This window comes from Pseudomonas sp. P179, assembly GCF_000478485.2.
GTDB classification, from domain to species: Bacteria; Pseudomonadota; Gammaproteobacteria; order Pseudomonadales; family Pseudomonadaceae; genus Pseudomonas; species Pseudomonas aeruginosa.
Map to the genome: position 1 here is coordinate 4,943,804 of NZ_KI517354.1, position 20,646 is coordinate 4,964,449.

Annotated in this window: 18 protein-coding genes; 8 read left to right on the top strand and 10 right to left on the bottom strand. The window is 66.1% G+C overall.

The window, feature by feature from the left end; all coding sequences use genetic code 11:
• Nucleotides 1-289: 289 nt before the first annotated feature.
• Nucleotides 290-2,746, top strand: coding sequence for an EAL domain-containing protein (locus HMPREF1224_RS35000; protein ID WP_003145639.1), 2,457 nt, complete (start codon nt 290-292; stop codon nt 2,744-2,746).
• A 74-nt stretch (nt 2,747-2,820) separates the two neighbouring features.
• Nucleotides 2,821-3,603, top strand: coding sequence for an iron-containing redox enzyme family protein (locus HMPREF1224_RS35005; RefSeq protein ID WP_003106577.1), 783 nt, complete (start codon nt 2,821-2,823; stop codon nt 3,601-3,603).
• A gap of 50 nt (nt 3,604-3,653) precedes the next feature.
• Here the strand turns inward: HMPREF1224_RS35005 and HMPREF1224_RS35010 are convergent, their stop codons facing one another.
• From HMPREF1224_RS35010 to HMPREF1224_RS35020, 3 genes are all read right to left on the bottom strand, one after another.
• Nucleotides 3,654-4,613: a quinone oxidoreductase family protein gene (locus tag HMPREF1224_RS35010; protein WP_003106575.1), complete on the bottom strand. Its 960-nt coding sequence runs from the start codon at nt 4,611-4,613 to the stop codon at nt 3,654-3,656.
• 25 nt (nt 4,614-4,638) lie between these two features.
• Complete coding sequence (locus tag HMPREF1224_RS35015) at nt 4,639-4,812, bottom strand: DUF1427 family protein (protein WP_003163180.1); 174 nt, start codon at nt 4,810-4,812, stop codon at nt 4,639-4,641.
• Between the two features lie 83 nt (nt 4,813-4,895).
• Nucleotides 4,896-5,684, bottom strand: coding sequence for an AraC family transcriptional regulator (locus tag HMPREF1224_RS35020; RefSeq protein ID WP_003106570.1), 789 nt, complete (start codon nt 5,682-5,684; stop codon nt 4,896-4,898).
• 321 nt (nt 5,685-6,005) lie between these two features.
• On the opposite strand from HMPREF1224_RS35020, the gene hppD reads away from it, so the two are divergent.
• The 4 genes from hppD (at nt 6,006) to arfB (ending at nt 9,865) form a co-directional block, all read left to right on the top strand.
• On the top strand, nt 6,006-7,079 hold the full coding sequence (gene hppD / locus HMPREF1224_RS35025; protein ID WP_010793877.1) for a 4-hydroxyphenylpyruvate dioxygenase: 1,074 nt from the start codon (nt 6,006-6,008) through the stop codon (nt 7,077-7,079).
• A gap of 297 nt (nt 7,080-7,376) precedes the next feature.
• Nucleotides 7,377-8,795 carry an amino acid permease gene (locus tag HMPREF1224_RS35030; protein WP_003159652.1) on the top strand — a complete coding sequence of 473 codons (1,419 nt, stop codon included), beginning with the start codon at nt 7,377-7,379 and terminating at the stop codon, nt 8,793-8,795.
• Between the two features lie 152 nt (nt 8,796-8,947).
• On the top strand, nt 8,948-9,331 hold the full coding sequence (locus HMPREF1224_RS35035; protein ID WP_003085889.1) for a lysozyme inhibitor: 384 nt from the start codon (nt 8,948-8,950) through the stop codon (nt 9,329-9,331).
• Between the two features lie 120 nt (nt 9,332-9,451).
• Complete coding sequence (arfB, locus tag HMPREF1224_RS35040) at nt 9,452-9,865, top strand: alternative ribosome rescue aminoacyl-tRNA hydrolase ArfB (RefSeq protein WP_003105972.1); 414 nt, start codon at nt 9,452-9,454, stop codon at nt 9,863-9,865.
• A 22-nt stretch (nt 9,866-9,887) separates the two neighbouring features.
• On the opposite strand, the gene pbpG is transcribed toward arfB, so the two are convergent.
• From pbpG to phhA, 4 genes are all read right to left on the bottom strand, one after another.
• Nucleotides 9,888-10,820 (bottom strand): D-alanyl-D-alanine endopeptidase, encoded by a 933-nt coding sequence (pbpG, locus tag HMPREF1224_RS35045; protein WP_003105974.1) that lies wholly within the window; start codon nt 10,818-10,820, stop codon nt 9,888-9,890.
• A 313-nt stretch (nt 10,821-11,133) separates the two neighbouring features.
• A complete protein-coding gene (locus HMPREF1224_RS35050) occupies nt 11,134-12,333 on the bottom strand; it encodes an amino acid aminotransferase (RefSeq protein ID WP_003114240.1) in 1,200 nt (399 codons plus the stop codon).
• A complete protein-coding gene (locus HMPREF1224_RS35055) occupies nt 12,330-12,686 on the bottom strand; it encodes a 4a-hydroxytetrahydrobiopterin dehydratase (RefSeq protein ID WP_003085898.1) in 357 nt (118 codons plus the stop codon). The genes HMPREF1224_RS35050 and HMPREF1224_RS35055 overlap by 4 nt, the downstream gene beginning before the upstream one ends.
• A 104-nt stretch (nt 12,687-12,790) precedes the next feature.
• Nucleotides 12,791-13,579: a phenylalanine 4-monooxygenase gene (gene phhA, locus HMPREF1224_RS35060; RefSeq protein ID WP_003114241.1), complete on the bottom strand. Its 789-nt coding sequence runs from the start codon at nt 13,577-13,579 to the stop codon at nt 12,791-12,793.
• 283 nt (nt 13,580-13,862) lie between these two features.
• Here phhA and HMPREF1224_RS35065 point away from each other — a divergent pair, with 283 nt between their 5' ends.
• Nucleotides 13,863-15,422 carry a sigma-54-dependent phenylalanine hydroxylase transcriptional regulator PhhR gene (locus HMPREF1224_RS35065; RefSeq protein ID WP_003105980.1) on the top strand — a complete coding sequence of 520 codons (1,560 nt, stop codon included), beginning with the start codon at nt 13,863-13,865 and terminating at the stop codon, nt 15,420-15,422.
• A gap of 217 nt (nt 15,423-15,639) precedes the next feature.
• On the opposite strand, the gene HMPREF1224_RS35070 is transcribed toward HMPREF1224_RS35065, so the two are convergent.
• Nucleotides 15,640-15,906, bottom strand: coding sequence for a DUF2790 domain-containing protein (locus tag HMPREF1224_RS35070; RefSeq protein WP_003085904.1), 267 nt, complete (start codon nt 15,904-15,906; stop codon nt 15,640-15,642).
• Between the two features lie 268 nt (nt 15,907-16,174).
• Nucleotides 16,175-18,370, bottom strand: a complete 2,196-nt coding sequence (locus HMPREF1224_RS35075; protein WP_010793878.1) for an FUSC family protein — start codon at nt 18,368-18,370, stop codon at nt 16,175-16,177.
• A 219-nt stretch (nt 18,371-18,589) separates the two neighbouring features.
• On the opposite strand from HMPREF1224_RS35075, the gene HMPREF1224_RS35080 reads away from it, so the two are divergent.
• Nucleotides 18,590-19,534, top strand: a complete 945-nt coding sequence (locus tag HMPREF1224_RS35080) for a LysR family transcriptional regulator (RefSeq protein ID WP_003105984.1) — start codon at nt 18,590-18,592, stop codon at nt 19,532-19,534.
• 133 nt (nt 19,535-19,667) lie between these two features.
• On the opposite strand, the gene HMPREF1224_RS35085 is transcribed toward HMPREF1224_RS35080, so the two are convergent.
• Nucleotides 19,668-20,564 (bottom strand): LysR family transcriptional regulator, encoded by an 897-nt coding sequence (locus tag HMPREF1224_RS35085; protein ID WP_003085908.1) that lies wholly within the window; start codon nt 20,562-20,564, stop codon nt 19,668-19,670.
• Between the last annotated feature and the right edge of the window lie 82 nt (nt 20,565-20,646).

Consider the following 20,646-nt stretch of genomic DNA (forward strand, 5'->3'; position numbering starts at 1 on the left):
CAGGCTGTCGCCTGGCGGTTTTTCTCGTATATTCCATATAAGACATCCGGTTTTTATTGGTTGCGGCAATAAAAAACGCTGTCTGTTCCGCCAGGTGCAGGGCAGGTTCGGCAAACAGCCACTAGACTCCTACTGTTTGCCAGGTGTCCGCCTCCTCCAGCGTCGTGGCTGCCGGCAGGCAAGGCCTCGGGAGTTCTGCGACGGGATCTTGAGCGGCCGACAGGTGATGCAGTCAGGGGCGACGGAGACGGCGCCCGATCGCTTAGCGCCAGTTTGAATGGTAGATGGAATGAGGCAGAACCGGACTCTCGACAAGCCCCGCCTGCTCGGCCTGGTATGGCCCTTCATCGTCGTGGTGCTGCTGCAGGCCATGCTGGCGGGCGGCAGTCTCTACGTCCTCTCCGCGGTGCGCAGCTATGTCGGCGGCGAAAGCCTCTGGTCGAAGGGCCAGAAGGATGCCATCTACTACCTCACCCTCTATGCCGACTCACGCGCCGACGAAGACTTCCGCCGCTACGAGGAGGCCATCGCGATCCCCCTCGGCGACCGCGAGATGCGCCTTGCCCTGGACCAGCCCGACCCGGACATCGAGGCGGCCCGCCAGGGCATCCTCAAGGGCGGCAACCATGCCGACGACGTTACCGCGATCATCTGGCTGTACCGCAACTTCCACGACTTCAGTTACTTCGAGCGCGCCATCGAGCTGTGGCTGGTGGGCGACAAGTACGTCATGGAACTGATCGATGTCGCCGGCAAGATGCGCGCGGGCATCGGCGCCGGGCAGGCCAGCGCCGAGCAGGTGCAACAGTGGAAGACCGAGATCCACGCGATCAACGAGAAGGTCACGCCGGCGGCCAAGGCCTTCAGCGACGCCCTTGGCGAGGGCTCGCGGGCCTTGCTCAGGCTGCTGCTGGTGGCCAACCTGACCACCGCCAGCGTGCTCATCCTCCTGGCGTTCCTGCGGACCCGGCAGCAACTGATGCAGCGCCAGGAAGTGGAGAACGCCCTCGATGCCGAGCGCGAACGGGCCCAGATCACCCTGGCCTCGATCGGCGACGGAGTGATCACCGCCGACACCCAGGGGGGCATTTCCTACCTCAACCCGGCCGCCGAGCAGATGACCAACTGGACGCTGGACAAGGCCCGCGGCCTGCCCCTGGCGTCGCTGTTCCGGATCGTCGACGAAAGCTCGCGGGAGGAGGGCATGCTGCTGATCGAGCAGATCCTCAGCGGCGAGATCGACGGCGGTCGCGAGCATTCCAAGCTGGTTCTGCGTCACGACGGCAGCAGCGTGCCGGTGACCCTGGTGGGCGCGCCGATCCACCGTGGCGCCGAGATCACCGGGGTGGTCCTGGTGCTTCACGACATGACCCGCGAGCGCCAGTACATGGCGCGCCTGTCCTGGCAGGCGACCCACGATGCGTTGACCGGGCTGACCAACCGCCGCGAGTTCGAGTATCGCCTGCAGATAGCGCTGGAACGCCTGGAGCGCAACAGCGGGCGGCACGCCCTGATGTTCCTCGACCTGGACCAGTTCAAGCTGGTCAACGACACCTGCGGCCACGCCGCCGGCGACGAACTGCTGCGCCAGGTCTGTACCCTGCTGCAACAAGGCTTGCGCGAGGGCGACACGCTGGCGCGGCTGGGCGGCGACGAGTTCGGCATCCTGCTGGAGAACTGTCCGGCGGAAAAAGCCGTGGAGATCGCCGACCATCTGCGCAAGACCATCCAGGACCTGCACTTCACCTGGAGCGGGCAGCCGTTCAACTGCACCGTCAGCGTTGGCCTGGTGCACCTGCTGCCGGGTATCTCGACCCTCGAGGAGGCGCTGCGCTCCGCCGATATGGCCTGCTACATGGCCAAGGAAAAGGGCCGCAACCGGGTCCAGGTGTTCCATCAGGACGACGTCGAACTATCGATGCGCTTCGGCGAGATGACCTGGGTCCAGCGCATCCACCTGGCGCTGGAGGAAGACCGCTTCAGTCTCTATGCCCAGCCCATCGTGCCGCTGGGCGAAGGTGCGGAGGAGGGCTTGCACGTCGAACTGCTGCTGCGCCTGCGCGACGAGGGCGGGCGCCTGGTGCCGCCGCTGAGCTTCATACCCGCCGCCGAGCGCTACGGCCTGATGACGCTGATCGATCGCTGGGTGGTGGAGAATGCCTTCCGCACCCTTGTCGAGCGCGCCCAGGACCCTCGCGCCGAGCCGATCGGCACCTGCGCCATCAATCTCTCCGGCGCGACCATCGGCGACGAGTCGTTCCTGCAGTTCCTCACCGAGCTGTTCGCCCGTTACCGCATTCCGCCGCAGACGATCTGCTTCGAGGTCACCGAAACCGTGGCGGTTGCCAACCTGGCCAGCGCCATCCGCTTCATCAACGAGCTCAAGGACACCGGTTGTCGTTTCTCCCTGGACGATTTCTGCGCCGGCATGTCGTCCTTCATCTACCTCAAGCACCTGCCGGTGGATTACCTGAAGATCGATGGCAGCTTCGTCAAGGACATGCTCGAGGATCCCATCGATCGCGCCATGGTCCAGGTGATCAACCATATCGGCCACGTGATGGGCAAACGTACCATCGCGGAGTTCGTCGAGACCGTCGAAGTCATGGAAGCGCTGCGCGAGATCGGCATCGACTATGCCCAGGGCCTGGCCATCGGCGCGCCCCTGCCGTTCAGTCGCCAGCCTCCGGGGGCTGGAGTGGATGCCCAGGGCCTGTGGCCGAGCCTGGGACAGAACCTCCGGTAGGTGACCGCGGGGCGAAGAAAGAGTAGTTTCGCTGCTATGAGGCCGTTGCCGACAAGAAGAGAAGGGAGACGGGTGTGAGCGAGTTCTTTGACCGTACGGGCCCCTTGCAGGAGGCGGGAAGCTATCCGCAGTGGGCGCAGCAACTGATCGTCGACTGCCAGGCGAGCAAGGACCGGGTTTCCGGTCACGAGCTGTACCGGCGCATGCGCGACGCCGAGCTGAGCCCGGCGCTGATGCGCCTGTACCTGATCGGCGGCTGGCCGGTGGTCGAGCAGTTCCCCTTGTACATGTCGCAGAACCTGCTGAAGACCCGTTTCGCCCGCCATCCCGGCGAAGACATGGCGCGCCGCTGGCTGATGCGCAACATTCGGGTCGAACTCAACCACGCCGACTACTGGCTGCACTGGGCCGAGGCCCACGGCGTGAGCCTGGCCGAGATCCAGGCGCAAGACGTGCCGGCCGAACTGCACGCGCTCAGCCACTGGTGCTGGCACACCTGCGCCAGCGACTCACTGGCGGTGGCCATGGCCGCCACCAACTACGCCATCGAAGGCGTCACCGGCGAGTGGTCGGCGCTGGTCTGTTCGAACGGCGTCTACGAAAACGCCTTCCCCAAGGAAGGCCGCAAGCGCGCCATGAAGTGGCTCAAGCTCCACGCCCAGTACGACGATGCCCACCCCTGGGAGGCGCTGGAGATCATCTGCACCCTGGCCGGCACCAATCCCAGCGCCGAGCTGCGCCGGCAACTGCGCGACGCGATCTGCAAGAGCTACGACTATATGTACCTGTTCCTCGAGCGCTGCATGCAGCTGGAGGAGGCGCGCAGCGCCCGCAAGCTCGCGGTCGGCGCGGAGTAGCCTTGCGCACAGCGGAATCCCGGCATGTTCCGCCGGGATTCCGCTGGTCCTCAAGGCACCAGGATGATCTTCTCGCAGGTGCCTTCGTTCACCGCCCGGTACTGCTCAACGCCCTGCTCCAGCGGGACTTCCCGCAGCCCGTCCGGCAGCGGCAGGCGGCCTTGGTCGAACAGCTTGCCGAAGGCGTCGAGGAAGCCTGCGCAGGCTTCCACGCCATAGAGCAGCGAGTTGATCCCCACCACCGAGCCACCGCGACGGTACAGGTTCAACGCCGGCAGGCGCACATGGCCGTCGGCCGGTGCGGCGATGATCGCCAGGCGACCGAAGGCGGCCAGCGCCGGGACCGCCGCCTCGAGCCAGAAACCGGTCGTATCGAAGATCACCTCGGCCCCGCCGGGGAAGATCCCTTCCACCTGTGCCGCCAGTTCGGCCGGCTCGCCCAGCAGCAGCGCGGCGATGCCCTGCGTTTCCAGCGCCTGGCGTTGCTCCTCGCGCCGCACCGCGCCGATCGCTTCGGCCCCCAGGGCCTTGGCCAGCGCCAGCGCGGCCTTGCCGACCGCGCCGTTGGCGCCGATTACCAGGAGCCGGGTGCCGGCCTTGACCTGGCTGCGTTGCAGGGCATCCCAGGCGGTGCTGTAGGGCACCCCGCAACTGGCGGCCTGGGCGAAGCTCAGGCTTTCCGGCTTGAGCGCGACGCCGGCGGCCGGCAGGGTCAGGAACTGCGCGTGGCTACCGTCGCGGAAGAATCCCGGCTCCCGCCCGGTGCCCCAGACCGCCTGGCCGAGCAGAGCCTTCGGTCCCTCCACCACCACCCCGGCGAAGTCGCGGCCCGGTACCCGGGGCAGGGTGGTATAGGGGAAGCGGCCGAGGACGTTCTTCACGTCGCTCGGATTCAGCCCGGCAGCGCGGATTTCCACCCGCACCTCATCGGCGGCGGGAAGCGGGTCGGGCATGTCCACCAGCTCGAGGGCGGCGAGGTCGCCGGTACGGTCGAATTGCAGTGCTTTCATCGGGGGCTCCGTGTCGTCGCGGCGATCAGTGCAGCCACTGCTGCAGCAGGTCGCGGCCAAGGGGGAAAAGCTGTTCGCCGAGCTGCATGCCAAGCAGGCCGACCAAGGCGATGGTGGGGGGCGCCGGCGAGCGGAAGTCGAGGACGGCGTAGAGCGCGCCGACCAGCAGGCCGATGCCGAGGGAGATCAGGTAGTTCATGGCGGCTGACAGGGACGGTGAACGATGGCACCAGTCTAGTTGGCCGAAAAAACATCTATCGGCCAATCACTATCGAATGCCGGTCAAGGCTGGAACGGCTGGTGATGCTCGGCCCTGTACTCGGTGGGAGAGACGCCCAGCTCGCGGCGGAACATGTCGCTGAAGGCGCTCGGCGTATATCCCAGGGCATGGGCGATGCCTGCCACCGGACGGCCATCGATCAGTGCGGCGGCGGCGGTCGCCAGCTGCACCTGCCGCCGCCAGTCGGCGAAGCCCATGCCCAGGCTGCGCTGGAACAGGCGCGAGAGGGTCCGCACGCTGGCCCCGGCGTCTTCGGCCAGGCGCTCCAGGCCGATGTCCAGGGAGGGATTGGCCATCACCGCCTGGCACAGCGCGAGCAGGCGCCTGTCGGAGGCGTCCGGCAGCGGTACGCGGAGGCTGGAACGGCGCGCGCGGCCGAGTTCGAGCACGGCGAGATCGGCCAGCGCCCGATAGTAGTCGGGGTCGCTCTGCCGTTCCTGCTCCACCAGGCTGACGATCAGCTCGCGCAGCAGCGGGCCGACCACCAGCACCAGGGTGCGGTCCTCCAGGCCGCGGGAGAGTTCCGGGCTCAGGTAGATGTTGCGCATCTGCAACTCGGAGGCGACCCGCACCGCATGGCGCAGGCCCGGAGGCAACCAGACCGCCCGTTGCGGCGGGACCGGCAGGGCCTCGTCGGGCGTCTCCAGCCACATCATCCCGGACACCGCATAGAGCACCTGGCCCCAGGCGTGCTCGTGGGCATCGACGCGGTGCCCGGCAGGATAGCTGCGGGCAACGCCGCGCAGGGGCCGGCGGCTGTCGCTCAGGTCGGGTGGGGCGGGTCGTGCCATGGGAATGCCGTCGCGGAGGAAAGACGCAGATTAACCGCTTGACGCCGATCATGCAGCGCCGGCTTTCAGCGCAGCCGTGACAGCGCTGCTGGCAGCTTTTCGCACCGCACTGTAAAGATAACTTTACGAAGACCGGGCGTTCGCCATGCATGCCGCCGGCGCGTAAGGAATAGTTGCCAGAAACCCTGCGCCAGGCCCTGTGCCGGGCCCTGCGGACGGCTTGTCCGCCGCGCCGCCACGGGGTGAGATGAAGGCATCTCCCATGTCGTCGGCCGCCTGGACCGGCGGCGGTCCATTCAACAAGAACAACGAGGAGGCCGGATGAACGCCGTGGCCAAGATCGAACAGCACAATCCCATCGGTACCGACGGATTCGAATTCGTCGAGTTCACCGCCCCCGACGCCAAGGGCATCGAGCAGCTGCGCCAGCTGTTCAACATGATGGGCTTCACCGAAACCGCCAAGCATCGTTCCAAGGAAGTCTTCCTGTTCCAGCAGAACGATATCAACATCGTGCTCAACGGCAGCCCGACCGGGCATGTCCATGAATTCGCCCTCAAGCACGGCCCGAGCGCCTGCGCCATGGCCTTCCGGGTGAAGAACGCTTCCCAGGCCGCCGCCTACGCCGAATCCCAGGGCGCCAAGCTGGTGGGCAGCCACGCCAACTTCGGCGAGCTGAACATCCCTTCCCTGGAAGGCATCGGCGGTTCGCTGCTGTATCTTGTCGACCGCTACGGCGACCGCAGCATCTATGACGTCGACTTCGAGTTCATCGAAGGCCGCAGCGCCAACGACAACTCGGTCGGCCTGACCTACATCGACCACCTGACCCACAACGTCAAGCGCGGCCAGATGGACGTCTGGTCCGGTTTCTACGAGCGCATCGCCAACTTCCGCGAGATTCGCTACTTCGACATCGAAGGCAAGCTCACCGGCCTGTTCTCCCGCGCCATGACCGCACCTTGCGGGAAGATCCGCATCCCGATCAACGAGTCGGCCGACGATACCTCGCAGATCGAGGAATTCATCCGCGAATACCATGGCGAAGGCATCCAGCACATCGCCCTGACCACCGACGACATCTATGCCACCGTGCGCAAGCTGCGCGACAACGGCGTGAAGTTCATGTCGACCCCGGACACCTACTACGAGAAGGTCGACACCCGCGTCGCCGGGCATGACGAGCCGCTCGAGCAACTGCGCGAACTGAACCTGCTGATCGACGGCGCCCCGGGCGACGACGGCATCCTGCTGCAGATCTTCACCGACACGGTGATCGGCCCGATCTTCTTCGAGATCATCCAGCGCAAGGGCAACCAGGGCTTCGGCGAGGGCAATTTCAAGGCCCTGTTCGAGTCCATCGAGGAAGACCAGATTCGCCGCGGCGTGATCTGATCCCGCTGCCGCCAGCCTCTTCCGGGGCTGGCGGTTTTCCTTGCGCTCCGCGTTTCCGTTCCAGCGGCGCCGATCGCGCCAGCCTTGCCCGCACCGCCGAGCCACGAGCCTGGCGGCCCATTCACGTCACGTACAACAACAAACAGGTGACGCATGATCCGTGAGTCCTCCCTCCGCCCAGCCGACCGCCCGCCGCCACGCGCCCCGCATGGCGCCCGCCGTGCGCCTGCCGCCTGAGCCGCACGGCCCCGTTTCGCCTCCGACAACAATAAATTTCCACTTGCGTGAGATAATTCAATGGACGGCCAACATCCGCATTCGGGCGAGCTCAAGCGCGGCCTGAAGAATCGTCACATCCAGTTGATCGCCCTCGGCGGCGCCATCGGCACCGGCCTGTTCCTCGGCTCGGCCGGGGTGCTCAAGTCGGCGGGCCCGTCGATGATCCTCGGCTACGCCATCGCCGGCTTCATCGCTTTCATGATCATGCGCCAGCTCGGCGAGATGATCGTCGAGGAGCCGGTCGCCGGCTCCTTCAGCCACTTCGCGCACAAGTACTGGGGCGGCTTCGCCGGCTTCCTCTCCGGCTGGAACTGCTGGGTGCTGTACATCCTGGTCGGGATGTCGGAACTGACCGCGGTCGGCAAGTACATCCACTACTGGTGGCCGGAGGTGCCGACCTGGGCCACGGCGGCGTTGTTCTTCGTCGTCGTCAACGCGATCAACCTGGCCAACGTCAAGGCCTTCGGCGAAGCCGAGTTCTGGTTCGCGATCATCAAGGTGGTGGCGATCATCGGCATGATCCTGCTCGGCTGCTACCTGCTGTTCAGCGGCAGCGGCGGTCCGCAGGCTTCGGTGAGCAACCTCTGGGCACACGGCGGTTTCTTCCCCAACGGAGTGAGCGGACTGGTGATGGCCATGGCGATCATCATGTTCTCCTTCGGTGGCCTGGAAATGCTCGGCTTCACCGCGGCCGAGGCGGACAAGCCGAGGACGGTGATCCCGAAGGCGATCAACCAGGTGATCTATCGCATCCTGATCTTCTACATCGGCGCCCTGATCGTGCTGCTCTCGCTGACGCCCTGGGACAGCCTGCTGCAGACCCTCAACGCTTCCGGCGATGCCTACAGCGGCAGCCCGTTCGTGCAGATCTTCTCGATGATCGGCAGCGGCACCGCCGCGCACCTGCTGAACTTCGTGGTGCTCACCGCCGCACTGTCGGTGTACAACAGCGGCACCTATTGCAACGGCCGCATGCTTCTCGGCCTGGCCGAGCAGGGCGATGCCCCGCGCGCGCTGGCCAGGGTCGACAAGCGCGGCGTACCGGTACGCGCCCTGGTGGTATCGGCGCTGGTGACCTTCCTCGCGGTGGTGGTGAACTATGTGATCCCGCACCAGGCGCTGGAGCTGCTGATGTCGCTGGTGGTGGCGGCGCTGGTGATCAACTGGGCGATGATCAGCATGGCGCACCTGAAGTTCCGCGCGCAGATGGACCGCCAGGGCACCCGTACGCACTTCCGCGCGTTCTGGTATCCGTACGGCAACTACCTGTGCATGGCCTTCGTGGTGTTCATCCTCGGCGTCATGTTGCTGATCCCCGGCATCCAGGTCTCGGTCTATGCCATCCCGGTCTGGCTGCTGGTGATGTGGGCCTGCTATCGACTCAAGGGAGCCCCGCGGCCGATGCCGGGCCTGCGGGTGAAGCCGGTCACCGAGTGATCGATGGGGCGCCGGCGCGCAGAGGAGAGGGGAGCGCTCCTTTGCGTGTCCCGGCGGCCCACAAGACTTTTTCTAGGGGCGCCTGTCGTTGACGCGGCAGGTGCCGAATTCCTACAGTGGCAGCGCCATTTTTTCTCGTTAGAGGGATTTCCATGAAAAAAGCGCTCTGGCTGCTTCTGGCTGCCGTTCCCGTGGTCCTGGTCGCCTGCGGCGGCAGCGACGACGACAAGCAGACCGCCCAGGTCGATTACCTGGCCCTGCCGGGGGATGCCAAGCTGGATACCCGCAGCGTCGACTACAAGTGCGAGAACGGTCGCAAGTTCACCGTGCAGTACCTGAACAAGGGCGACAACAGCCTCGCCGTGGTGCCGGTCAGCGACAACTCGACGCTGGTCTTCAGCAATGTGATTTCCGCCTCCGGCGCCAAGTACGCCGCCGGCCAGTACATCTGGTGGACCAAGGGCGAGGAAGCCACCCTCTACGGCGACTGGAAGGGCGGCGAGCCCACCGACGGGGTCGCCTGCAAGGAGCGTTGAGTTCGACCTGGCGCCTTAGCCGAAATGAAGGAACCCGGCCGCGGCCGGGTTTCTTTTGGCCTGCTTCTCCGCTCGGCAAAGGGGTTATGCTGGCAGCCCGTTGGTCCACCGTGCCGCCCCATGCTGATCATCTCCAATGCCGTCCACCTGCCCGACCATGAGATCGAGCTGAATGCCATTCGCGCCCAGGGCGCCGGCGGGCAGAACGTCAACAAGGTCTCCAGCGCGGTGCACCTGCGCTTCGACATCCAGGCCTCGTCGTTGCCGCCGTTCTACAAGGAGCGTCTGCTGGCACTGAACGACCAGCGCATCAGCGGCGACGGCGTGGTGGTGATCAAGGCCCAGCAGTACCGGACCCAGGAGCAGAACCGCGAGGATGCCCTGGAGCGCCTGGCGGAGTTGATCCGCAGCGTGGCCAAGGTGCAGAAGGCGCGCCGCCCGACCAAGCCTACGCGCGGCTCGCAGAAGCGCCGGCTGGACGGCAAGGCCAAGCGCGGCGCGGTGAAGGCCGGGCGCGGCAAGGTGGATTTCTGAGCCGGCCGGTCTTCGCGACGGATCAGCGTACGGCCTGGGCCACCGGCTGGCCGAGGCCGCGCTCGCGGTCGCGTTGCAGGCGATAGGCCTTGGCCGCGGCCGGGATCGCAGTGACCTGGCCGGTTTCCAGCCAGCGTCGCAGGCGCGTGGCGTCGGCGAAGTGGGTGTACTTGCCGAAGGCGTCCAGCACCACCAGATTGACCGGATTGCGGTTGATCGTGGTGCGCATCACCAGGCAGTGGCCTGCTTCGTTGGTGAAGCCGGTCTTGGTCAACTGGATGTTCCAGGTCTTGTTGTTGATCAGGTGGTTGGTGTTGCGGAAGCCCAGGGTGTAGTTGGGGTGGCGGAAGGCCACGGTCTTCTCCGGAGTGGTGCTCCACTGACTGAGCAGCGGATATTGCCGGCTGGCCACCAGCAGGCGGGTGAGGTCGCGAGCGGTGGAGACGTTGTGCAGCGACAGCCCGGTCGGCTCGACGTAGCGGGTGTTCTTCATTCCCAGGGCGTGAGCCTTGGCGTTCATCGCCTTGACGAAGGCGTTCTTGCCGCCCGGATAGTTCTGCGCGAGGCTGGCGGCGGCGCGGTTCTCCGAGGACATCAGGGCGAGCAGGAGCATGTCCCGGCGGCTGATCTGGCTGCCGACCCGCACCCGGGAAAACACCCCGCGCATTTCGCTGGTCTCGCTGATGGCGATCGGCAGTACCTCGTCCAGCGGCAGTTTCGAGTCGAGCACGACCATGGCGGTCATCAGCTTGGTGATCGAGGCGATCGGCACCACCAGGTCGGGGTTGCGCGAGTAGAGCACCTTGCCGGTGTTCTGGTCGGTAACCAGCGCGCTGCCCGACGCCAGCTCCTGTTGCAGCGGCAGCCCGGCCTTGGGCGGCGGGGAGGCGGATACCGCGGTGGCAACGCTGAGGGACAGGAACAGGGTGACCAGTGACAGGAGACGGTTTCTCACGTGCGTTGCTCACTAAGACGAGAAAGTGGGGGCCGTGGGGCGCAGTGTGAACTGGTGCCCATAATTGAGCATTTTATGCTCTTTTGTAGGAAAAGCACGTAGGGCTTTGAAAGTGCTGACTTATGGTTGGCCCGGTTCGGAGAGGTTCGGCGGATAACGCCTGTGGCGGTATTCGCCCTACGCCCACAAGGTCGTGGTGCGGTAGGGCGAATAACCGCAACGCGGTTATCCGCCGCCTCGGCGGGAGTGCGCGGCATTCGCTGGGGCGAAAAAAAGCCGGCCATCACAGCCGGCTCAGGGTAACCGTGAGGGTTCAGTCCGCGCAGACCTGGGCGATGGCTTGCGCCAGGCGGTCGAGGCGGCGCGCGTCGAGACCGGCGACGTTGGCCCGGCCGCTGGAGACCAGGTAAACGGCGTGCTCGTCGCGCAGCCGAGCGACCTGCTGCGGGCTCAGTCCGGTATAGGAAAACATCCCGCGTTGCGCGCCGACATGGGCGAAGCGCTCGGCCAGGCCGTGCGGCGCCAGGGCTTCGACCAGGCCGATGCGCAGGCTGGCGATGCGCGAGCGCATGCCTTCGACCTCTTCCTGCCAGAGTCCCTTCAACTCGCTGTCGCCGAGGATCGCCGCGACCACCTCGGCGCCATGCGCCGGCGGGGTCGACCAGAGGTTGCGGGCGAGGAAGGCCAGTTGGCTACGCAGGTCGGTGAGCTTCTCGGCGTTCTGCGCGCAGACGATCAGTGCACCGACGCGGTCGCGGTACAGGCCGAAGTTCTTCGAGCAGGAACTGGTGACCAGCACCTCCGGCAGTTCGCCGGCGAACAGGCGTACCGCCCAGGCGTCTTCCTCGAGACCGTCGCCGAAGCCCTGGTAGGCGAAGTCGATCAGCGGCAGCAGCTCGCGGCGACGCACCACGTCGAGCACCCTGCGCCAGTCGTCGTGACTCAGGTCGAAACCGGTCGGGTTGTGGCAGCAGGCATGCAGCAGCACCACGTCTCCCTGGGGAATGCGCTCCAGGCCAGCAAGCATCGCCTCGACATCCAGGCGGTTGTCGGCGCTGACGTAGGGGTAGTGGGAAACCTTCAGGCCGGCGGCGGCGAACAGGGTCTCGTGGATCGGCCAGGTCGGGTCGCTCAGCCAGATGCCGCGGCCGGGCAGGCAATGGGCGATGAAGTCGCCGGCCAGGCGCAAGGCGCCGGTGCCGCCGGGCGTCTGGGTGGCGTCGGCGCGTTGCTCCAGCAACAGCGGCGAGGCGGCGCCGAGCGCCAGTTCCGCCAGGCGCGCGGCGAACAGCGCATCGCCGTGGCCGCCGACGTAGCTCTTGGTGGTTTCCTGCTCGACCAGGCGCTGCTCGGCGAGTTTCACCGAGCGCAGGATCGGGGTCAGGCCCTGGGCATCCTTGTAGACACCGACGCCGAGGTCCAGCTTGTCCGCGCGCGGATCGTTGCGGTAGGCGTCGAGCAGGCCCAGGATCGGGTCGCCCGGTACGCGGGCGACCTTGGCGAAATGACTCATTTGCGCCCCTCGGCGGTTTTCGCTACCTCGTCGGTGCGCGCCGCCATGATGAAGTCGTTGCGGTGCAGGCCCTTGATCGAGTGGCTCCACCAGGTCACGGTGACTTTGCCCCACTCGGTCAGCAGGCCCGGATGGTGGCCTTCGGCCTCGGATATCTCGCCGACGGCATTGGTGAAGGCCAGGGCATGCTTGAAGTTCTTGAACAGGTAGACCTTCTCCAGTTGCATGATGCCGTCGCGGACTTCGATGTTCCAATCCGGGATCTGCCGCAGCAGCACGGGCAGTTCTTCGTCGCTGACGTGCGGGGCGTCTGCGCGGCAGGCTTCGCAATGGGCTTGGGTGAGTGCGGTCATGGTGGGAGTCCTTGGTTGTCGCATGTGGGAGCGGCGGACGGGCCGTGCCCGTCCACCATAGTACAAGGCCGCCGCGGGGTCAGCCGCGGCGGCGGCGTTTCTCGTCAGGCCGCCTGCTTGGGCGGGAACAGCGGCGCGTGCAGGCCCAGGCGCATGGCCTCGTGGACCAGCGCCATGATGTCTTCCTGGGCCAGTTGGAACAGGCGCTTGAGGTCGGGCAGGACGAAATAGAGCGGTTGCAGGATGTCGATGCGGTAGGGCGTGCGCATCGCCTCCAGCGGATTGAAGGCCTGGTGCAGCGGCTCGTCGGAGAGGCTGTAGACGGTCTCCTTCGGCGAGGAGAGGATGCCGCCGCCGTAGATGCGCTTGCCCTGGTCGGTCTCGACCAGGCCGAACTCGATGGTCATCCAGTACAGGCGGGCGAGGAACACGCGTTCCTCCTTGCTCGCCTTGAGGCCGAGCTTGCCGTAGGTATGGGTGAACTCGGCGAACCAGGGGTTGGTCAGCAGTGGGCAGTGGCCGAAGATCTCGTGGAAGATGTCCGGCTCCTGCAGGTAGTCCAGTTCTTCCGGGGTGCGGATGAAGGTGGCGACGGGGAATTGCTGGCTGGCCAGCAGTTCGAAGAAGGTCTGGAACGGAATCAGCGCCGGAACCCGTGCCACGCGCCAGCCGGTGGTGGCCTGGAGAACCCTGTTGATCTCGTCGAGCTGGGGGATCCGCTCGTGGGGCAGGCCGAGCTGTTCGATGCCGTCGAGGTATTCCTGACAGGCGCGGCCTTCGATCACCTTCAGTTGCCGGGTGATCAGGGTATTCCAGACCTGGTGCTCGGTTTCCGGGTAGTGGATGAAACCGTTGTCGTCGGGCTGGCGGGCCACGTACTGCGTCGTTTTCATACGGACTCCATGAGCGGCTTGTGGCCGCGGGGTCTTTGTTGTTGTCGTTGCCTTATCGATACCGCGTCGGGACGGTCCGTGCAGCCCCGGATAGGGACCGGGCAACGGGGAGGAATCGGCGTTTTCGTAAAATTTTCCTTACGAATTGGCCTGGGTCGCCTGTTCATTGGGCCAGGCATTGTTGCTGGTGAGTCTAACTGTCACATATTCTTGACGGAAATTTCCGGCCGGGAGTTAAAAAACCGGCCGCGAGCCCATCAGAACGACAACACCGGGCCACGCCATGCGTATCAAAGTGCACTGCCAGAACCGTGTAGGCATCCTCCGCGACATCCTCAACCTGCTGGTCGACTACGGCATCAACGTCAATCGCGGCGAAGTCGGCGGCGACCAGGGCAACGCCATCTACCTGCTCTGTCCGAACATGATCAACCTCCAGTTGCAGTCGTTGCGGCCCAAGCTGGAGGCGGTGCCGGGGGTCTTCGGGGTCAAGCGCGTCGGCCTGATGCCCAGCGAGCGCCGGCACCTGGAACTCAACGCGCTGCTCGCCGCCCTGGACTTCCCGGTGCTCTCGGTGGACATGGGCGGGCAGATCGTCGCCGCCAACCGTGCCGCCGCGCAGTTGCTCGGCGTGCGCGTCGACGAGGTGCCGGGGATTCCGCTGTCGCGCTATGTGGAGGACCTCGACCTGCCCGAACTGGTGCGCGCCAACAAGGCGCGGATCAACGGGCTGCGGGTGAAGGTGAAGGGCGACGTGTTCCTCGCCGACATCGCGCCGCTGCAATCCGAGCACGACGAGAGCGAGGCGCTGGCTGGAGCGGTGCTGACCCTGCATCGCGCGGATCGCGTCGGCGAGCGCATCTACCATGTGCGCAAGCAGGAGCTGCGTGGCTTCGACAGTATCTTCCAGAGTTCGCGGGTAATGGCCGCGGTGGTCCGCGAGGCGCGGCGCATGGCGCCGCTGGACGCGCCGCTGCTGATCGAGGGCGAGACCGGCACCGGCAAGGAGCTGCTGGCGCGCGCCTGCCACCTGGCCAGCCCGCGCGGGCAGTCGCCGTTCATGGCGTTGAACTGCGCCGGCCTGCCGGAATCCATGGCCGAGACCGAGCTGTTCGGCTATGGTCCGGGAGCCTTCGAGGGCGCCCGCCCGGAGGGCAAGCTCGGCCTGCTGGAGCTTACCGCCGGCGGCACGCTGTTCCTCGACGGCGTCGGCGAGATGAGCCCGCGCCTGCAGGCCAAGCTGTTGCGCTTCCTGCAGGACGGCTGTTTCCGCCGGGTCGGCAGCGACGAGGAGGTGTACCTGGACGTGCGGGTGATCTGCGCCACCCAGGTAGACCTGTCCGAACTCTGCGCCAAGGGCGAATTCCGCCAGGACCTCTATCACCGTCTCAATGTGCTCTCGCTGCACATCCCGCCGCTGCGCGAGTGCCTGGATGGCCTGGCGCCGCTCGCCGAGCATTTCCTCGACCAGGCCAGCCGGCAGATCGGCTGCGGCCTGCCGAAGCTTTCCGCGCAGGCGCTGGAACGTCTCGAACGCTACCACTGGCCGGGCAACGTGCGGCAATTGGAAAACGTGCTGTTCCAGGCGGTTTCGCTGTGCGAAGGGGGAACGGTCAAGGCCGAGCACATCCGCCTGCCGGACTACGGCGCGCCGCAGCCGCTGGGGGATTTTTCCCTGGAAGGAGACCTCGACGCCATCGTCGGGCGCTTCGAGAAGGCGGTGCTGGAGCGCCTGTTCCGCGAACATCCGAGCAGCCGCCAGTTGGGCAAGCGCCTCGGCGTTTCGCATACCACGGCGGCGAACAAGCTGCGCCAGCATGGCGTGGGGCAAGGCGAGGGCTGAGCGGCATGCTTGCCGGTTTGTTGCAGGCTGGGAAAGAAACGGTGGAGGCGTCGGCCCTTGTGAAAGGGCGGCAGCACGATGAGGCGTGGGGAAGACGGCCAGGATGTTCGCCGAGGGGCGGGATTGTCGCCGCCGAGTACACAATGATCGCGCCGGATGGGCGAGCTGCCCCTCGTGGCGCGATCCTTCGGAGGTCGACCCGGAGGTCGAGCAGAGTTTAGCCGCCAGTGCAGCCGTTGCCCCAGACCTGATATTCGACGGTATGTTTCTGGCCGTTCGAATCTTCGTAGGTCATGCGTGCGGGAACGATGCCGCAGGCATTGGAAGTGTCGGTTGAAGATATAACGCGAGCCACATCCAGTTGCATGCCATAGGCATATTCTTCAACAGCGTTTTCCTGCTGGCTGGCAGGTTGATCCTGGGCGCCAGCCGCCATCACCAGCGGCGAGCAGGCGAACAGGGCCATCAGGGCGAAAGCCTTCATTACTATTTACCTGAGTAGTTTCTGAGTGGGTACGATCTGCCGTCGGAAGACAGGCGGACAGGTCACCGGGGCAACTCGATAAACAAGGCTGGGTAAGTAAGTCTGCAATCAAGTTGCGGAGTCGAAGTTCAACGGGAGTTAACTTCGGCTGTTAGGTTTATTGTAAGTTGGGATAGGCTGCGACATATAGACTCAGTCAAGACAAGAACCTTGTACGGATCGGTAACAATATCCCTGTGGCCTTCTGCGCCGCGGCTTTGCGACCGGCTCACGGGTTTCTTTCCTGGCCCAGGGGCGATTGCGGGTCGAGCAGGGCGCTGCGAATGAAGTGCAGGTAGCTGAGCACCCGTCGCAGCGGCGAGGTATCGAACTGCGGTGCGCGCGGCTCCGGCGCCGCCCGTACCGCCATGATCGCCTGGTTCACCGCGTGCAGGGCGCGCTGGCGGTTGCTCGGCCCGGGTTGCAGGAACAGCCGGATCAGCGCCCGGCCCATCAGGCGGATCGCCCGGCGCCAGGCGGTGTGTTCGGCGTAGCAGGGCTCCTGGGGCAGGCGTTGCTGTTCGAGGCGCAGCTCGATGATCGCCTGGCCGACCTCCAGCACCAGGAACATCCAGCCCAGCAACCGGCGTTGCACGTCCGGGCGGCCGGCGGAGAAGGTGTAGGCCTGGTTCAGCAGGTCGCGGGTGCCGCTTTCGAAACCGGAGACCAGGCCCTTGCTCTTGCCGCTGATGGCGAACACCACCCGCTCGCGCAGGTCGTGCTCCAGGCGCTTCCACATCCACGGCCGGTTCGGCGGCAGGATCACCATGGCGGCGACCGTGGCGAGGACCATCGACAAGAGTAGTGCCAGGTATTCGTTGAAGAAGGCCAGGGCGTCGTAGCGCGCCATGTTGGCCGGCAGCGAGGCGAAGCAGAACCACACCAGTAGGCCGACGCCGTAGCCGTTCCACTGCGGCCGCCAGAGCAGCAGGGCGCCGACCGCGAAGACCGGCAGCAGGCAGCAGAGCAGCATCGGGAAACCGTCCACGTGGGGTAGCAGGTAGAGCAGCACGAACAGCCCGGTGCAGGCCCCGGCGAGGGTCCCGAGGGTGAGTTGCAGCGACAACCGGCCGGGATTCGGCGAGGTCGAGGAGAGCGCCGAGATCAGTACCGCGGTGAGGGCGAAGGTGCCGCCGTGGGGCCAGGAGGTCTGGATCCAGAACGTGCCGAGCAGGCCGATCATCAGCGCGCTGCGCGCTCCGGCGACCAGCGCGGCGACCGGGTTGGCGCGGGCGACGAAGCTTTCCTTCCATTGCTCGCGGGCATGGTGGTGTTCGGCCAGGGAAGCGTGGGTCAGGGCGTAGTTGTGCAGGTCGTCGGTGAAACGGAAGGCCAGTTCGGCAGCGGTGTTGAAATCCAGCAGGTCGTTCTCGCCGGGGCGCTGCTCCACCAGGCGCTGGCGGGCCTGGCGGATGTTCTGCATCAGTTCCGGCTTGTAGGCCTCGATGCGTTCGGCCAGGCGCGCGGCGTCGGCGTCGGTGGGCGTCCGTTCGCGAATCGGCGCGAGCAGCCCGGCAAGCTCCGCCAGGCAGGGCGCCAGGACCTCCAGGACATTCTGCGCCCCGCGCCCGCGCAGGCGTTCGAGCAGGCGGTGGAGGCCGTGGAAGCGACTGGTCATGACCATGAATTCGTTGTTCAGGCGAATCAGCCGGCCGCTGCGCAGGCGCATGTGCGGATCTTCGAAAGTAGTGGCGCTGCGCAGGTTTTCCAGGCCCACGGACTGGGCGACGAAGCGCGCGCTGAGCTCGCCGAAGCGCTCGCCGTCGAGGCTGCCCTGCAGGCCTTCGGCGGCGAACCCGGCGAAGTCGCGGAAGCGCCCGTAGAGTGTGTTGCGCAGGGCGGCGCCGCTGGTCTGCGGCAGGAAGATGGCGCTGACGGTACCGGTGCAGAGGATGCCCAGGGATATTTCCAGGACCCGCCACAGCGCCGCCATGAAGGCGCCTTCCGGGTGCGCGGTGGCTGGAATCCCGATCATGGTCGCGGTGTAGCCGGCGAGTACGCAGGCGTAGCCGCGGAAATCGCGGTAGCGCGCGGCGCCGGCGGTGCACAGGCCGACCCAGAGCGCCAGGCAGGCGAGGAACAGCACGCGCTCCTGGGCGAACAGGGCGATCAGAGTGACCATCACGCTGAGGCCGATCAGGGTTCCGACGATGCGGTAGAAGCTCTTGGCCAGGACCTGCCCGCTCTGCGTCTGCATGACGATGAAGACCGTCACCAGCACCGTGCTCGGCTGCGGCAGTTCCAGGCGATAGGCCAGCCACAGGGCGAGGCTGGCGGTGATCAGGGCCTTGAACACGAAGACCCAGGCGACGCCGTCGCTACGCGCCCATTCGAGCAGGGCGCGGCGCAATTCGTCGGGGCTGGGAAAGAACGCGAGGGGAGCCGGTGGAACCAGGGGGAGACCTTTCCGGGTGGCGCGGGGCACTGCTGCGAATCCTGAACGACGGCGAGGGGAGGCCGAAACGGCTGGGAATTCTAGGAGCGCCCGCGCTTGCGGATAAGAGCTCGGATAGGTGAAAAATTTTTGTCACAAAAGGCAATAATAGGTGGGTTGACTCGTGACAGAATCTGCGCCGCCTTGGGGTGTCCTCCGGGTTGCGTGGAAAAGAGACGCGCCATAAGCGTCAGAGCCTAGAGGGCCGTGATGGATATCCTGTTCAATATGCGCGCGTTCGTCAGCGTCGCGGAGACCGGCAGTTTCACTGCCGCCGCCCAGCGCCTGGACCTGACGACCGCCTATGTCTCCCGTGCGGTGGCCAAGCTGGAGGCCCACCTGCAGACCCGCCTGCTGCATCGCACCACCCGGCGCATCGCGCTGACCGAAGCCGGGCAGCGCTACCTGATGCGCGCCCAGCAGATACTCGCCTACATCGAGGAGGCCGAGGCCGAGGCGGGCGACGCCCATGCGCGGCCGTCGGGCACGCTGAAGGTCCACGCGATGACCGGCATCGGCCAGCACTACCTGATCAAGGCCATCTCGCAATATTGCGAGACCTACCCGGAGGTTGGCTTCGACCTGACCCTGGCCAACCGGATCACCGACATTCTCGACGAGGGCTACGACATTTCCGTGGTGATCGCCCCCGAGCTGCCGGACTCCGGTTTCGTCTCCAAGTGCATCGGCCAGACCTACAGCATCCTCTGCGCCTCGCCGGGCTACATTGCCGCGCACGGCTTCCCCAAGCTGCCGGCGGAGCTGTCCGCGCACCGTTGCCTGCGCCTGGTGAACTCGGTGATGTCGCTGGACCGCTGGCTGTTCGACGGTCCCGACGGCCAGGAACTGGCCTGCATCAACCAGACGCATTTCCAGGTCAACACCGCCGACGCCATGACCGAGGCGGTGGTCTCCGGCATGGGTATCGGCGCGCTGCCGGTGTACGCGGCGGTCAACGGCCTGAAGGACGGCAGCCTGGTGCGGGTGTTGCCGCGCTATAGCCTGTTCCATCTCAACGTCTACGCCCTCTACCCCTCGCGGCAGTACCTGGATGCGAAGATCCGCACCTGGGTCGAGTTCCTCCGCGAGCACATGCCGGCGATGCTCGCCGCGGACGAGCACAGCCTGGCGGAGAGCGGTGGGTTGGCGAACTGAGCGGGAGTGGTGGGCGGCGCCCTTCGCGACGATCGCACCCCGGCTTGTCGGGAGTCGTAGGGCGGATAACCGCCTGGCGGTTGTCCGCCGATTCTCCGGAGCCCCGCGGACAACGCCAGGGGCGTTATCCGCCCTACAGGCTGTCTCCCACCCTCTGCAACTCCTCGATCAACGCCCGCAGGCAACTCGGCAGTGCTTCCAGGTCGCGTACCAGCAGGCTGCGCTCGCGGATCGCCCAGGGCTCGTCGAGTTCGATGGTCGCCAGCTTCATCGTCCGGCTGTGGCGGCGCGCGGCGGACTGCGGGATCACGCCGATGCCGACGCCGCCCTCGATCATCCGGCAGATCGCCTCGAAGCTGGAGACCTGGATGCGCAGCGATAGCTGCTCGCCCATCTGCTCCACCCGTTCGTACAGGAAGGCGTGCAGGGTGGTGCCCTCGGGCAGGCCGATATGCTGGAACTGCAGGGTGTCGCGCAGGCGTACCCTGGCCTGTCCGGCCAGCGGATGGCCCTGGGGCACCGCCATCACCAGGCGGTCGGTGCTGAAATGCAGGACCTGCAGGCCACTGGCCGCCACCGGCCCGGCGATGATGCCGAGGTCGGTGGAGCCGTCCAGCACGCCGCGGACAATGTCGCGGCTGAGGCGTTCCTGCAGGTCGACGGTGACCCCGGGACGAGCGGCGAGGAAGCCGGCGAGGATTTCCGGAAGGAATTCGGTGACCGCGGTGGTATTGGCGAAGATGCGGATATGCCCGGCGGCGTCGCTGCCGTACTCGGTGAACTCGCTCTTCAGGTATTCCACCTGGCGCATGATCAGCCGCGCGTGCTGTAGCAGGCGCTGGCCCGCCGGGGTCAGTTCGACGCCGCGGCTGTCGCGATACAGCAGGCGGCTGCCAAGCTGGCCTTCGAGCGCCTTGACCCGCGCGCTGGCGGCGGCCGGGGAAAGGAAGGCGCGGCGCGCGCCCTGGGTCAGGCTGGGCGACTCGGCGATATGGATGAACAGGCGCAGGTCGGCGAGATCGAAATGCATGGGCACTCCATGGCGTTCGGCAAATCCGAACGCGCCATTGCGTAATTGCAAATTCTCAAAACGCTAGCATCCTATCATTCTC

Excerpts from the sequence above, each read along its gene's own strand:
- HMPREF1224_RS35065 (WP_003105980.1), top strand. The coding sequence starts at position 13,863 with ATGCGTATCAAAGTGCACTGCCAGAACCGTGTAGGCATCCTCCGCGAC.
- HMPREF1224_RS35035 (WP_003085889.1), top strand. The coding sequence starts at position 8,948 with ATGAAAAAAGCGCTCTGGCTGCTTCTGGCTGCCGTTCCCGTGGTCCTG.
- HMPREF1224_RS35015 (WP_003163180.1), bottom strand. The coding sequence starts at position 4,812 with ATGAACTACCTGATCTCCCTCGGCATCGGCCTGCTGGTCGGCGCGCTC.
- phhA (WP_003114241.1), bottom strand. The coding sequence starts at position 13,579 with ATGAAAACGACGCAGTACGTGGCCCGCCAGCCCGACGACAACGGTTTC.
- hppD (WP_010793877.1), top strand. The coding sequence starts at position 6,006 with ATGAACGCCGTGGCCAAGATCGAACAGCACAATCCCATCGGTACCGAC.
- HMPREF1224_RS35020 (WP_003106570.1), bottom strand. The coding sequence starts at position 5,684 with ATGGCACGACCCGCCCCACCCGACCTGAGCGACAGCCGCCGGCCCCTG.
- HMPREF1224_RS35050 (WP_003114240.1), bottom strand. The coding sequence starts at position 12,333 with ATGAGTCATTTCGCCAAGGTCGCCCGCGTACCGGGCGACCCGATCCTG.
- HMPREF1224_RS35055 (WP_003085898.1), bottom strand. The coding sequence starts at position 12,686 with ATGACCGCACTCACCCAAGCCCATTGCGAAGCCTGCCGCGCAGACGCC.
- HMPREF1224_RS35080 (WP_003105984.1), top strand. The coding sequence starts at position 18,590 with ATGGATATCCTGTTCAATATGCGCGCGTTCGTCAGCGTCGCGGAGACC.
- arfB (WP_003105972.1), top strand. The coding sequence starts at position 9,452 with ATGCTGATCATCTCCAATGCCGTCCACCTGCCCGACCATGAGATCGAG.
- HMPREF1224_RS35030 (WP_003159652.1), top strand. The coding sequence starts at position 7,377 with ATGGACGGCCAACATCCGCATTCGGGCGAGCTCAAGCGCGGCCTGAAG.
- HMPREF1224_RS35070 (WP_003085904.1), bottom strand. The coding sequence starts at position 15,906 with ATGAAGGCTTTCGCCCTGATGGCCCTGTTCGCCTGCTCGCCGCTGGTG.
- HMPREF1224_RS35000 (WP_003145639.1), top strand. The coding sequence starts at position 290 with ATGAGGCAGAACCGGACTCTCGACAAGCCCCGCCTGCTCGGCCTGGTA.
- HMPREF1224_RS35085 (WP_003085908.1), bottom strand. The coding sequence starts at position 20,564 with ATGCATTTCGATCTCGCCGACCTGCGCCTGTTCATCCATATCGCCGAG.
- HMPREF1224_RS35010 (WP_003106575.1), bottom strand. The coding sequence starts at position 4,613 with ATGAAAGCACTGCAATTCGACCGTACCGGCGACCTCGCCGCCCTCGAG.